The sequence below is a fragment of the Polaribacter haliotis genome, assembly GCF_014784055.1.
Lineage (GTDB): Bacteria > Bacteroidota > Bacteroidia > Flavobacteriales > Flavobacteriaceae > Polaribacter > Polaribacter haliotis.
In genome coordinates, this window is sequence record NZ_CP061813.1 from 338,522 (window position 1) to 352,747 (window position 14,226).

13 protein-coding genes are annotated in these 14,226 nt (G+C 29.3%); 9 read left to right on the forward strand and 4 right to left on the reverse strand.

Annotation, left to right across the window (positions count from 1 at the left end):
• Positions 1 to 8 precede the first annotated feature (8 nt).
• The 6 genes from nadC to folE all read left to right on the forward strand — a co-directional run bounded on the left by nadC (position 9) and on the right by folE (position 5,150).
• The gene (nadC, locus tag H9I45_RS01110; RefSeq protein WP_088355009.1) at positions 9 to 869 is read left to right on the forward strand and encodes a carboxylating nicotinate-nucleotide diphosphorylase; all 861 of its coding nucleotides are present in this window, start codon (positions 9 to 11) and stop codon (positions 867 to 869) included.
• The gene (locus H9I45_RS01115; protein WP_088355008.1) at positions 869 to 1,441 is read left to right on the forward strand and encodes a pentapeptide repeat-containing protein; all 573 of its coding nucleotides are present in this window, start codon (positions 869 to 871) and stop codon (positions 1,439 to 1,441) included. The genes nadC and H9I45_RS01115 overlap by 1 nt, the downstream gene beginning before the upstream one ends.
• Positions 1,438 to 1,917 (forward strand): hypothetical protein, encoded by a 480-nt coding sequence (locus tag H9I45_RS01120; protein WP_088355007.1) that lies wholly within the window; start codon positions 1,438 to 1,440, stop codon positions 1,915 to 1,917. Before H9I45_RS01115 ends, H9I45_RS01120 begins: the two co-directional genes overlap by 4 nt.
• Before the next feature lie 42 nt (positions 1,918 to 1,959).
• Entirely contained in the window at positions 1,960 to 2,904 is a 945-nt protein-coding gene (locus H9I45_RS01125) for a YihY/virulence factor BrkB family protein (RefSeq protein WP_088355006.1), read from the forward strand.
• 103 nt (positions 2,905 to 3,007) lie between these two features.
• Positions 3,008 to 4,375: a histidine--tRNA ligase gene (hisS, locus tag H9I45_RS01130; RefSeq protein ID WP_088355005.1), complete on the forward strand. Its 1,368-nt coding sequence runs from the start codon at positions 3,008 to 3,010 to the stop codon at positions 4,373 to 4,375.
• Between the two features lie 109 nt (positions 4,376 to 4,484).
• Positions 4,485 to 5,150: a GTP cyclohydrolase I FolE gene (gene folE, locus H9I45_RS01135; RefSeq protein WP_394364916.1), complete on the forward strand. Its 666-nt coding sequence runs from the start codon at positions 4,485 to 4,487 to the stop codon at positions 5,148 to 5,150.
• 349 nt (positions 5,151 to 5,499) lie between these two features.
• Here the strand turns inward: folE and secA are convergent, their stop codons facing one another.
• The 4 genes from secA to H9I45_RS01155 form a co-directional block, all read right to left on the reverse strand.
• On the reverse strand, positions 5,500 to 8,841 hold the full coding sequence (gene secA / locus H9I45_RS01140) for a preprotein translocase subunit SecA (RefSeq protein ID WP_088355003.1): 3,342 nt from the start codon (positions 8,839 to 8,841) through the stop codon (positions 5,500 to 5,502).
• A 148-nt stretch (positions 8,842 to 8,989) separates the two neighbouring features.
• Positions 8,990 to 9,211 (reverse strand): DUF2795 domain-containing protein, encoded by a 222-nt coding sequence (locus tag H9I45_RS01145; RefSeq protein WP_028889331.1) that lies wholly within the window; start codon positions 9,209 to 9,211, stop codon positions 8,990 to 8,992.
• A 171-nt stretch (positions 9,212 to 9,382) separates the two neighbouring features.
• A complete protein-coding gene (locus tag H9I45_RS01150; RefSeq protein ID WP_088355002.1) occupies positions 9,383 to 9,955 on the reverse strand; it encodes a cob(I)yrinic acid a,c-diamide adenosyltransferase in 573 nt (190 codons plus the stop codon).
• Positions 9,956 to 10,050: 95 nt separating this feature from the next.
• Positions 10,051 to 10,824 carry an O-methyltransferase gene (locus tag H9I45_RS01155; protein WP_088355001.1) on the reverse strand — a complete coding sequence of 258 codons (774 nt, stop codon included), beginning with the start codon at positions 10,822 to 10,824 and terminating at the stop codon, positions 10,051 to 10,053.
• A 90-nt stretch (positions 10,825 to 10,914) separates the two neighbouring features.
• Here H9I45_RS01155 and H9I45_RS01160 point away from each other — a divergent pair, with 90 nt between their 5' ends.
• The 3 genes from H9I45_RS01160 (at position 10,915) to H9I45_RS01170 (ending at position 14,189) form a co-directional block, all read left to right on the forward strand.
• The gene (locus H9I45_RS01160; protein WP_088355000.1) at positions 10,915 to 11,712 is read left to right on the forward strand and encodes a polysaccharide biosynthesis/export family protein; all 798 of its coding nucleotides are present in this window, start codon (positions 10,915 to 10,917) and stop codon (positions 11,710 to 11,712) included.
• A gap of 6 nt (positions 11,713 to 11,718) precedes the next feature.
• Complete coding sequence (locus H9I45_RS01165) at positions 11,719 to 12,756, forward strand: hypothetical protein (protein ID WP_191141239.1); 1,038 nt, start codon at positions 11,719 to 11,721, stop codon at positions 12,754 to 12,756.
• Between the two features lie 137 nt (positions 12,757 to 12,893).
• The gene (locus H9I45_RS01170) at positions 12,894 to 14,189 is read left to right on the forward strand and encodes an exopolysaccharide transport family protein (protein WP_191141240.1); all 1,296 of its coding nucleotides are present in this window, start codon (positions 12,894 to 12,896) and stop codon (positions 14,187 to 14,189) included.
• The last annotated feature ends 37 nt before the right edge of the window (positions 14,190 to 14,226 follow it).

Sequence of the window (14,226 nt, forward strand, 5' to 3'; positions counted from 1 at the left end):
AGATATTTATGATTTCAGAAGCACAATTTCAAAACGAATTAGATCTTATTATAAAAAATGCCATTAGAGAAGATATTGGCGATGGAGACCATACATCACTTTCTTGTATTCCTGCAGATGCTGAAGGAAAAGCAAAGTTACTCGTAAAAGATGAAGGAATTATAGCCGGTGTTGAATTCGCTAAACAGGTTTTTTCTTATGTTGATAAAGATTTAAAAGTAGAAACTTTTATAAATGATGGCGAAAAAGTAAAATATGGAGATATTGTTTTTCATGTTTCAGGGAAATCGCAATCTATTTTAATGGCAGAACGTTTGGTGTTAAATGCAATGCAAAGAATGTCTGCAATTGCAACAAAAACCGCTTTTTTTGCTGATTTATTAAAAGGAACAAAAACGAAAGTTTTAGATACCAGAAAAACCACACCAGGAATTAGAGCTTTAGAGAAATGGGCAGTAAAAATTGGTGGTGGAGAAAACCACAGATTTGCGTTGTATGATATGGTTATGATTAAAGATAATCACATAGATTTTGCTGGCGGAATTACGCAAGCAATTACCAAAACCAAGAAATATTTAGCAGAAAAAGGATTAGATATTAAGATAATTGTGGAAGCAAGAAGTTTAGAAGAAATTAAAGAAATTCTTTCTAGTAAAGGTGTTTACAGAATTCTTATTGATAATTTTAATTACGAAGACACTAAAAAAGCTGTGGCTTTAATTGGCGATATTTGTTTGACAGAATCTTCTGGAGGAATCAACGAAAAAACGATTAGAAAATATGCAGAATGTGGAGTAGATTTTATTTCTTCTGGCGCATTAACACATTCAGTTTATAATTTAGATTTAAGTTTAAAAGCAATAGACTAATGTCTGATGATTATTTCGATAGCGAAGAATATTCAAAAATTGATTTTACAAAAACGAAAATCACAAAAGGTGAATACGATAATTGTGTATTTACAAATTGTAACTTCGGAAACGTTCACGCGTCTAACATTCAGTTTGTAGAATGTGAGTTTATCGATTGTAATTTTAGCAATGCAATTGTAAAACAAACTGCTTTTAAAGATGTAAATTTTACAAATTGTAAGATGATAGGAGTGAAGTTTAATGAATGTAACCCGTTTTTATTGCAGTTTTCGTTTACAGAATGTCAATTAAACTTTTCGTCTTTTTACCAATTAAAAATATCAAATACACGGTTTGAAAAATGTAATTTAGAAGAAGTAGATTTTACAGAAACAATTGCAAATAGTAGCGTTTTTAATAATTGTAATTTAAAAAATTCAATTTTTGATAACACTAATTTAGAAAAATCAGATTTTAGAACTTCATTTAATTTTACAATCAATCCAGAAGAAAATCGTTTAAGAGGAGCAAAGTTTAGTAGAAATACTATTGATGGTTTGTTATCGAAATATAAAATAATAGTAGAATGAAAAAAGTAGTTTTATTTGCTGTGTTAATTAGTTTAATTATTATCTCTTGCAAAAGAGAAGAAATTAATACGCCTATTATAGTATATTCAATAAATAAGGATACTCCTGAAAGTTATATTTTAAATTCAAAACATGAATCAGAATTCATTAATTTTAAATATGCTTCAAGTGAGAATTCAAACTTAAGTTTAGAATTCAATTACGATTTAGATAATGACTTCTTATTAATGGCATCAGATACTTTATATAGGATAAAAAGTGTCTATAAACCTAAAGATGTTGAATTTAAAATGTATCAAATTCGTCAAAAAAGAAGTCATATAAGAACTCTTGTTTTTAATGAGAATTATGGACTTTTAGCGAGTTTAAGTTTTAAATCTCACAAGTTATTTTTAAAAGATTCAATTTCATTTTTAGAAAAAGAAACAATTTTTAAAGAGTTATTTTTACAATTAAATAAAATTAATATTGAGTAGGTTTCCCATTCTGGGGAAATGTCCAAAGGACAAAAGGACTTTATGACAAAAGAAATAGAAGACAAACTTGAAAAAATTCCAATAATCGGAATTCTTGTGAAACTCGGAAAAAAAATAAAAATTCCGGGTTTAGAAGGTATGTCATTATATGATGTCTTAGAAATGTATTTTATTGGTATTGTTGAAGGCGCTTTAACAACTAGAGCTGGTGGAATTGCTTATAGTTTTTTTATGTCAATTTTTCCTTTTTTACTTTTTGTACTTACTTTAATTCCTTTTGTACCCATAGAAGGTGCTCAAGAGGGTTTATTATCTATAATTGCAGATGTTTTACCACCAAAAACTTTTGATGCTGTAGATTCTGTTTTAATAGATATTATTAAAAACCAATATGGAGGTTTGCTTTCTTTTGGTGTAATTGGATCTATTTTTTTAATGACAAATGGTGTAAACGCCATTTTTGGCGGATTTGAATACTCTTATCATGTTAAAGTGGTTAGAAATGTTTTTAGATCTTATTTTATTGCAATGTTTGTCTCTTTAGTAATTACTGTTTTTCTATTATTAACAGTTATTATCGTTGTTTTCTTCGATTTAATTTTAAAAGATATGGTTTCTTTAAGTTGGATTCAGCACAACATTATTTGGGTGCAATTATTAAGAGGTTTCATATTTTTAACAATGATTTTCATTACAGTTTCCATGTTATATCACTTTGGAACAAAAGAAGGAAAGCATTCTCGTTTTTTCTCTCCAGGAGCTGTTTTTACAACAATTTTATCCATTTTAACTTTCTATTTATTTGGTTATTATGTAAATGAATTTGCAAAATATAACGAGCTTTATGGTTCTATAGGTACGCTTTTAATTTTAATGTTATTCATTTGGTTAAATGCTATTATTCTTCTTTTGGGCTTCGAATTAAATGCGTCTATTTATTCTTTAAGAAGACAAAATAAAACCTTTACAACTCCCAAAAAATTATAACTTTTTCACGATATTTGCACGCTCAATTAATAATTTCAAATTATGAATTACCAACGATTATATAAAATCATGGAATTCATAATTCATAATTCATAATTTAAATATGAAACCAAGCATCCCAAAAGGAACCAGAGATTTTTCACCAACAGAAGTTGCTAATCGTACGTATATAATGAATACGATAAAAACTTCTTTTGAAACATTCGGATTTCAACCAATTGAAACTCCGAGTTTTGAAAATTCATCCACTTTAATGGGTAAATATGGTGATGAAGGAGATCGTTTGATTTTTAAAATTTTGAATTCAGGAGACTTTCTAAATAAAGCTGATGATAAACTTTTGTCAGAAAAAGATAGCTTAAAAGTAACTTCTCAAATCTCTGAAAAAGCACTTCGTTACGATTTAACAGTACCTTTTGCAAGATACGTTGTACAACATCAAAATGAAATTACGTTTCCTTTTAAACGTTATCAAGTGCAACCAGTTTGGCGAGCAGACAGACCACAAAAAGGGCGTTTTAGAGAATTTTTTCAATGTGATGCAGATGTTGTAGGAAGCAAATCTTTATGGCAAGAAGTAGAATTTATTCAATTGTATGATACTGTTTTTAGTAAGTTAGGTTTAGAAGGAACGACTATCAAAATCAACAATCGAAAAATATTATCTGGAATTGCAGAAGTTATTGGCGCTCAAGATAAATTAATCGATTTTACAGTTGCTTTAGACAAGTTAGACAAGATTGGGCAAGAGAAAGTCGAACAAGAAATGCTTGATAAAGGAATTACTAAAGAAGCAATTCAAAAAGTGCAACCTTTATTTAGTTTTACAGGTTCTAATATCGATAAATTAGCGTCTTTAGAAAAGATGTTGCAAACTTCTGAAGAAGGTAAAAAAGGAGTAGAGGAGTTAAGATTTGTAATAAATTCAATTGCTGAATTAGGTTTAAAATCTGCAAATTTAGAAGTAGATGTTACCTTGGCAAGAGGTTTAAACTATTATACAGGTGCAATTTTTGAAGTTTCTGCGCCAAAAGGAGTAAAGATGGGTTCTATTGGTGGTGGAGGAAGATATGACGATTTAACAGGTATCTTTGGTTTAAAAGATGTTTCTGGAGTTGGAATTTCATTCGGATTGGACAGAATTTATTTAGTTTTAGAGGAGTTAGGTTTGTTTAAAACTGTCGACTTACCAAAACCAAAAGTATTGTTCGTCAACTTTGGAGAAGATGAAGCGTTGTATTGTATGAAAGCAATTTCTGAATTAAGGAAAAATGATGTGAAATCAGAATTATACCCAGATTCAGCAAAAATGAAAAAACAAATGAATTACGCAAATAAGCGTGAAATTGAATTTGTTGTTCTTGTTGGTTCTCAAGAGATGGAAAAACAAGAGTTTACATTAAAAAATATGGTTTCTGGAGAACAATCTAAATTGTCTTTAAGCGAATTAGTAAATCAATTAAAAGCATAAGAAATTATAGTTTTATAGTTATAATTGATTCAGAATTAGAAATAATACGTTGCAAACACGTAAATTTGCACTTTAATAAACGATTGAAATGTTTGAATTGAACAGCAAAATGAATGACGAAAGAATTGAAGAAATAGGAGAGAACCACTTAGCAACTTCTGCGAAAACTCCATTAAGAGCAGATGCTTTTGCTATTTCTGACGAAGAAAAAATTAATAAAATCCAAGAAAGTGTAAAAGATATCTTGCACACTTTAGGAATGGATTTAGAAGATGATAGTATACAAGGAACACCAAAAAGAGTTGCAAAAGCATTTGTAAACGAAATTTTTATGGGGTTGAATCCTGCAAACATGCCAAAAGCATCCACGTTTGATAATAACTACAATTATGGTGAAATGTTGGTGGAAAAAAACATTGTTGTGTATTCTACATGCGAGCATCATTTATTACCAATTATTGGTAGAGCACATGTTGCTTATATTTCTAATGGAAAAGTAATAGGGCTTTCTAAAATGAACAGAATTGTGGAGTATTTTGCAAAAAGACCACAAGTACAAGAGCGTTTAACAATGCAAGTTGTACAAGCTATGCAAGAAGCTTTAGGTACAGATGATGTTGCTTGTGTTATAGATGCAAAACATTTATGTGTAAATTCAAGAGGAATAAAAGATATTGAAAGCTCTACTGTAACATCAGAATTTGGTGGTAAGTTTAAAGAGAAAGAAACTAAAAAAGAATTTTTACAATATTTACAAATGGAAACTAATTTTTAAAAGTTTCTATTTTTAATCATATTTAAAACCGTTTTGAGAATTATTTCAAAACGGTTTTTTTTTGTGTTGTCATCCCTGCGTATTCTAACGAATGTCATTCCTACGTAGGCAGGAATCTATAATTAGCAACTAAATCTGCTCTAAACAATTCAACTAAAATAATTACTTCTTTTAAGAATGGGTTTTTGTGTGTTTTGGAAAGTTAGTTTGGATTTCTGCCAGAGTTCATCTTGAGCGAATTTGAAAGGCAGGAATGACAAAACAAAAAAGTCCGAAATTCTCAAATTAGAAAATTTCGGACTTATTAATTATTTATGAATTCCTGATTTAATAGGAATTTGTGAAGCTATTATTTATTCACTAAAACATATTCTCCTTTTTCAATTAAAGGAATTGCTTGTTTAAATTTCACTTCTTTTTCTTCGCCACTCATTACATTTTTAATGGTAACTTTTTCGTTTCTTCCAATTTTTGGTTGCTCTCTTACAACAGTTTCAACTGGCTCAGAAGATTGTTGACGAGAATTCTGAATGGCTTGTTCCGTAGAATTTTGCACATCTGCTTTACTCGTATTTAAACTTTGTCTTTTTTGGTTTCTTGCTTCAGAAATTTGAGATCTATCTTGTGCTGGTAATTCTCCTTTGAATAAGAAAGACAACACTTCTTTATTAATTTCGTCTACAGTTTTCTTAAACAACTCAAAAGCTTCAAATTTGTAGATTAATAAAGGATCTTTTTGTTCGTAAGATGCATTTTGTACAGAATGTTTCAATTCATCCATTTTACGTAAATGCTCTTTCCAGTTTTCATCTATAATTGCTAAAGTGATGTTTTTCTCGAAGTCTGTAACCAAACTTTTCCCTTCACTTTCATAAGCCTCTTTTAAGTTGGTAACAACCTGTAAAGATTTCGTTCCGTCTGTAAAAGGAACTACAATTCTTTCATAACGATCACCTTCATTTTCAAAAACATCTTTAATTACTGGAAATGCTAAAACTGCATTTCTTTCGATTTTGTTTTTGTAATGTTCTGTAACAATATCATACAATTTGTCTGTAATTTCTTTTTCAGACATTTTCTCGAATTCATCTTCAGAAAAAGGAGAAGTCATCGAAGAAAACTTAATCAATTCGAATTCGAAATTCTGATAATCTTTAACAGCCTTGTTAGAATTTACAATAGATTCACAAGTATCGTAAATCATGTTTGCAATATCTACTTGTAAACGTTTTCCATCTAAAGCATTACGTCTTCTTTTGTATACAAACTCACGTTGCGAGTTCATAATATCATCATATTCTAATAAACGTTTACGAATCCCGAAGTTATTTTCTTCAACTTTCTTTTGTGCTCTTTCAATAGATTTGGTAATCATAGAATGCTGAATTACTTCACCTTCTTTTAAGCCCATTCTATCCATCATTTTTGCAATTCTGTCCGAACCAAAAAGACGCATTAAATTGTCGTCCAAAGCAACATAGAACTGAGTAGAACCAACATCTCCTTGTCTTCCTGCACGTCCTCTTAACTGTCTATCTACTCTTCGTGAATCGTGTCTTTCTGTACCAATAATTGCCAAACCACCAGCTTCTTTTACTTCTTCTGAAAGTTTAATATCCGTTCCACGACCTGCCATGTTTGTTGCAATTGTAACAATTCCAGGTTTCCCAGCTTCAGCAACAACATCTGCTTCACGTTTGTGTAATTTTGCATTTAAGATATTATGAGGAATTTTACGCATTTGTAACATTCTACCTAATAATTCCGATATTTCTACAGAAGTCGTTCCTACTAAAACAGGTCTGTTCTCTGCAACTAATTTTACGATATCGTCTATTACTGCATTGTATTTTTCACGAGCCGTTTTGTAAACTAAATCTTGTTTATCATCTCTTTGAATTGGCTTGTTTGTAGGAATTTCAACAACATCTAACTTGTAAATCTCCCATAATTCGCCAGCTTCTGTAATCGCTGTTCCTGTCATTCCAGAAAGTTTGCGATACATTCTAAAGTAATTTTGAAGTGTAACCGTTGCAAAAGTTTGTGTAGCATCTTCAATTTTTACGTTTTCTTTTGCTTCAATGGCTTGGTGTAATCCGTCTGAATAACGACGACCGTCCATAATACGTCCAGTCTGCTCATCAACAATCATTACTTTATTGTCCATCACAACATATTCTACATCTTTTTCGAAAACGGTGTAGGCTTTCAAAAGCTGATTCATCGTATGAATACGTTCACTTTTTATGCTGAAATCTTTGTATAATTCATCTTTTTGTTTCGCTTTTTCTTCTTTTGAAGTTTCTGCGTTATCAATTTCGCCAATTTTTACACCAATATCGGGTAAAACAAAGAAACTTTCGTTTTGTGTTTTTTCAGATAAATGTGCGATTCCTTTATCAGTTAAATCAATTTGATTATTTTTTTCTTCAACAACAAAATACAAATCTTGATCCACTTCTGGCATCAACTTGTTGTTGTCTTGCATGTAATAATTCTCTGTCTTTTGAAGGATTTGTTTGATTCCTTCTTGAGATAAAAATTTAATTAATGCTTTATTTTTAGGTAAACCTCTATAAACTCTTAATAATTGAAAACCACCTTCTTTGGTATCTCCAGCTGCAATTAATTTTTTAGCTTCTGCCAATACTCCAACCAAATGTTGTCTTTGTAAAGAAACGATATCTGCAACTAAAGGTTTTAATTCTGTAAATTCATGTCTATCTCCTTGAGGAACTGGACCAGAAATAATTAATGGTGTTCTTGCATCATCAATTAAAACAGAATCTACTTCATCGATAATTGCATAATTTGGTGGTCTTTGTACTAAATCGTCCTTAGAACTCGCCATATTATCACGTAAATAATCGAAACCAAATTCGTTATTTGTTCCGTAAGTGATGTCTGCATTATATGCTTTTCTACGAGCATCTGAGTTTGGTTGATGATAATCGATACAGTCTGTTGTAAAACCATGAAACTCAAAAATTGGTCCCATCCAAGCTTTATCACGTTTTGCCAAATAATCATTTACAGTTACCAAATGCACACCATTTCCTGTTAATGCATTCAAATAAACAGGTAAAGTAGAAACTAAGGTTTTTCCTTCCCCAGTCATCATTTCTGCAATTTTACCTTGATGTAAAACTGAACCACCAATTAATTGCACATCATAATGAACCATATCCCAAGTAACAGGTTTACCAGCGGCATCCCAAGAATTTGCCCAAAAAGCTTTGTCTCCATCTAATTCTATATGATCTCTTTCGCCAGATAATTCTCTATCGTAAGGAGTTGCAGTTACTTCGATTTCTTCGTTTTCTACAAAACGTTTAGCTGTTTCTTTTACTACTGCAAAAGCTTCTGGCATAATTGCAGTTAACGTTTCTTCGGAAACTTTGTAAGCTTCGTCTTTTAAAGCATCTATTTCTGTATAAATATCTTCTTGCCTGTCTATATCCGCAGTTTTTGCTTCTTCTTCTAAAGTAGCAATTTTATCGTTTAACGGTTTTGTAGCTTCTTGAATTCTACCTTTAAATTCAATAGTTTTTGCCCTTAATTCGTCGTTAGATAATTTAGAAAATTCTGCTTCAAATTTTCTAACATTTTCTACAATTGGTTGTAAAATTTTTAAATCTTTTTCCTGTTTGTCTCCAACAAAAAGTTTAATTACGGAGTTTAAAATGCTCATTTTTATATATGATTAAATCAGTTACAAATTAACTGATATTATTTAATTGTAAATCAAGTTTTTAAAAACTTGAAAAAGTACTATTTTCAACGAACTTCAAAACAAAAAAAAAGCCTCTTTAGAGACTTTTTATATAGTTTTTAATTTTTTAATATTCATCTTCATTCCAAAGATAATCTTCTTCGGTGGGATAATCTGGCCAAATTTCTATAATCGAATCGTAAGAGTCGCCTTCGTCTTCTATATCCTGTAGGTTTTCTACTACTTCTAAAGGAGCTCCAGTTCTAATAGCGTAATCTATTAATTCGTCTTTGGTTGCTGGCCAAGGTGCATCTGCTAAATAAGATGCTAATTCTAATGTCCAATACATTTCTTATTGTTTAATTTTGTGCAAAAATAATTTTTTTGCTGAATTATGCAAGTCTTTTTTAAGAAATTTATTGTGAAGTAATTTATTAATTTTGTAAAACATTTAAAATCAATATTTTAAGTTTAAAATAAAATTAAATAATTTCTTCAAACCGATAAAAAAAAGAACTTGTTAATTTTTTGTAGGAATCCATTTGATTTCCTTTACTTGTAAGTCTTTAGACAATTTTCGTGCCAGCACAAAAAGGTAGTCAGAAAGTCGGTTTAGATATTTTAGTATGTCATTATTTATGGCTTCCTCGTCATTTAACTCTACAGAAAGACGTTCTGCACGTCTACAAACACATCTTGCGACGTGACAGAATGACACAGCTTGATGGCCACCAGGTAAAATGAAATGAGTCATCTGAGGAAGTTCTGTTTCCATTTTATCGATTTCATTTTCTAAAAATAAGATAGAGTCTTCATCAATTTTAGGTATATTTAAACGCTCCTTACCACTTTTTAAGGTTTCTTTTTCAGGTGGTGTTGCCAACATTGCTCCTAAAGTGAACAATTCATTCTGGATATTTAAAAGAGATTCTTTAATATAATTACTAATTTCTTGGTCTTTTATTAACCCAATATAAGAGTTTAATTCATCTACAGTTCCATAAGAATCGATACGTAAATTGTATTTTTTTACTCTTGTTCCGCCAAATAGAGCAGTAGTTCCTGCATCACCAGTTTTTGTATATATTTTCATGCTTTTAAGTTCAAGGTTTTGGGTTTAAAATTCAAAGTTAAGAAGTTTAAAATATGTAGTTATTCTAATTAAGAGAGTTTAACAATTACACAATTTTAAGTTCTTATTTTAAAATGTTCTTTTTCCTGTTCTTTTCGGAATAATACAATTCCCCAATGAAAAACATCCACTGTTACAGTTACAGATGGATGGTTTTTAATTTCCATCCAAGCTTCTTGCATTTCTTTGCTCCAGTAGATATCATCAAAAATCCAAACAGAATTATTATGAGTTGTATCTAAACAGGTTCTAAAATAGTTTAAAGTTGATTGTTTCGTGTGATTTCCATCAAAATAAATAAAATCGTATTTTTTATTTTTTACAATTTCAGGAAGAGTTTCTTCAAAATTGCCTGTAATAATATTTATATTTTTGAAGTTGTTTGTTAGTAAATCATTGGCAATTTTACTCGTTTCTGGGCAGCCTTCTAATGTGGTAATTTTTGCATTTTCATTCCCAATTTTTATTGCTGAAGTTGCCAATCCTAAAGAAGTTCCTATTTCTAGGCAATTTTCAGGTTTAAAATAACTTGTAATACGAATTAGTAATTTTGCTTTTTTGTTTGAAATTCCTGCAACTTTCGCAATTTTAGATATTTTACGTTCATTTGTTTTAAAAACTCGAGATCCAGAACCAAAATCGGTGACTTTTATAGACTGTTTGTTGTCTAATAGGTGTTGTTTTATAGTAAGAAAATAGTTCCACCTATTTTTATCCGTTTTTTTGTAGAAACATTTAGTTACCAAATTATAAACAAAAGGTGAATGCACCCCATGTTGATTGGTTGATTTTAATAAAAAAATAAAATATTTTATTGCTATATTAGACATTATATAAAAAATGAAAAACGAAAGTAAAATAAAATTATAGCTTTACATTCATAAAAAGTATATTTGTAGCTTATGTTATTGAAGATAAAAATGAAATACTACATTACAATTCCTTTATTATTACTCTTTTTATGTTCTTGTGTGTCGAATAAAGATTTAAGTTATTTACAAGGACAGCCAAAAACAAATACAGAAATTAAGAGAATTAATAATATTCCCTATAAGTTACAGATAGACGATATGGTAAATATTATTATAAAATCAAACAATCAAGAATTGGTTTCTGTTTTTAAAAAAAATGAAAATAATAATTCTAATACAGCAACTACAAATCAAAGTTTTTCTGGTAATGCTAATTATTATTCGGATTATAGTATAGATAATTATGGAAATATTCGTGTACCAACTTTAGGAGAGTTAAATGTTTTAGGTTACACAGTAGAGGAAGTTCAGAAAAAAATAGAAGATAAATTAAAGGATTTTATTAAAGATGGTGAAAATGTTTTTGTTTCGGTAAAGTTGGCTGGAATAAAATACACAATATTTGGAGAAATAGAATCCCCAGGAACTAGAATAATTTATCAGAATAGAGTCTCTATTCTAGATGCAATTGCTAATTCTGGCGATATTACAGATGTTGGAAACAGAAAAGCAGTTGAAATTGTAAGACAAACTATTGCTGGAACAGAAAAATATACTATAGATTTAACAAATATAGATGCTTTTAACTCTGAAGTTTTTTATATAAAACCTAACGATTATATAAACGTACTTCCTTTAAAACAGAAATCTTGGGGAACAGGAACTACAGGTTTACAAAGTTTAACCACTGTTGTAACTGTACTTTCTTTAATTACATCTACCATTATATTAGCTAGAAATTTATAATTTAATATGAGCAACCAATTAAAAGAAACAAATAACCAATCTAATATAGACGTTAAAGACTATTTATATAAGGTTTTAGCATATTGGAAATTATTTCTAGTAACCATAGTTATTGGTTTAATAATTGCCAAGTTTATGAATGGTTACATGCAGAAAATATATAGTTTAAATACTGTAATTTCTGTAAAAGAAGAAAATAATCCATTATTTTCTACAGGTACAAATATCGCCTTTAATTGGGGAGGAGCAAGTGACGAATTAGAAACAGTTAAAGTAACTTTAACTTCTAGAACACATAACGAAATTGTTGTTAAACGATTACAATTTTACGTAGAGTATTTAAAAGAAGATCGTTTTAGATTAGCAGATGTATATGGTTATACTCCTTTTAAGGTTGCGTTAAATATTAAGAAACCACAATTATATGGAAAACTTATATCACTTGAAATTACTGGAAATGATACCTACAAAATCTCTACTGAATTTAATGAATCTGGAAATAATCAAGTAATTACTTATAGTTCGAATACAATAGAAAATTATAGTACGAACTCCTTGTATTACTCAGAAGAATTTAATGTTAATGATACTATTAAATCTGATTTTTTAAATTTTAAAATTGATAAAATAGATACTTTTACTATTGGAGAAAAATACTTTATAAGATTTGGGAATTTCGATGGTACTGTAAAAGGAAATAAAGGTCTTTCTGTAAATACTGTTACAAAAGCAGCTTCGTTGTTAATTTTACAAAAAGATGGAACAAACAAAAATAGAATCGTAGATTATTTAAACACTACAGTTCAGGTTTTAGATTCTATTAAACAAGTACAAAAAATAGAATATGCTGTTAAGACAGAAGCATATATAGATACTCTTTTTAAAGAAGAAACTAAAAAGTTAAAGGAAATTGAAGAAGGACTTGGAAATTACAGAGAATCTAATAATATTTTTGATTTATCAACAGAAGGATCTACATTTTATGAAGAAACTATTCAGCTAGAAAGAGAAAAAAAGAATTACAAAATTACAACGATTATTTAATTGGTTTAAGAAGTTACTTAAGTAGTAATAATGTTTTTAGTAAAGATAAATTAGTTCCAGCAACAATTGTTTTACAAGATCCAAAAATTGTAGAATTAATTAATAATTATGTTACGAAATCTGCACTTAGAGAACAGATGAGGAAATCTGTTAAAGATATTCATCCAGAAGTAGTAAAAATTACAAGTGAATTAAACATTATCAAAAATAATTTATTAGAAAATATATCTTCACTTTTAAGATTGAATTCTAATAAGCTTCGAAAATTAAATTCAGAATTAGCTTCATATAAATCCAAATTAAAAAAATTACCAAGAAAAGAACAAGGCTTAATTACTTACCAAAGAGACTACGAATTGTCGGAAGCAAATTACAATTACTTAAAACAAAAAAAATATGAGGCTGGAACAGCAATTGCAGCAAATGTTTCAGATGTTAAAATTGTAGATACAGCAAAAGACTTAGGAGAAGGACCTATGTATCCAAAACCAAGTTTTAATTACATGGTTGCTTTAATGTTAGGTATTGTATTTCCATTACTTTATATTATCATTAAAGAATTATTAGACAATAAAATACATACTGCAGAAGAAATTCAGAATAACTATGCCATTCCAGTATTAGGAGTTGTGGGTAGAAATTCTACAAAGAACAACTTGGCGGTTTTCGAAAGACCAAAATCTTCGGTTGCAGAATCTTTTAGAGCATTAAGATCTAACATTCAGTTTTTATTTAAAAATACAGATCAAAACGATTCAAAAACATTAATACTTACTTCTTCTGTAAGTGGAGAAGGTAAAACAATGATTTCCATAAACATGGCTACAGTTTTTGCCTTAAGTGGAAAGAAAACTGTTTTACTTGGTTTAGATTTACGTAAACCAAAAATTTACGACGATTTCGATTTACCTAACGATGTAGGTATTGTAAATTATTTAATTAATCAGAAAACACTAGACGAAGTAAAAATTCCAACGAAAATTCCAAATTTAGATATTATTCTATCTGGGCCAATTCCTCCAAATCCTTCTGAATTATTACTGAATGCCGCTGCAGATAAAATGTTTACTCAGTTAAAGGAAGATTACGATTATGTAATAATAGATACACCTCCTGTAGGTTTGGTTTCAGATGCCTTGGAGCTATTTAAATATTCGGATGCTGTTATCTATGTAATTCGTCAGAATTATACCGAAAAAGGGATGATGAAAATGATTGACGATAAGTATAAAAACAAAGAAGTAACTAACATTAGTTATGTGTTAAACGACTTTTCAATTAAGAGTAAATACGGTTATGGCTATGGATATGGTTATGGCTATGGGTATGGCTATGGTTATGGCTATGGAAAATATGGCTATGGTTATCACGAAAATGAAGTAAAAGAAGGTTTCTTTTCTAAACTATTGAATATTTTTAAATCAAAAAAATAAATTTCAAAAAGCATCGTTAATTCGATGCTTTTTTGTT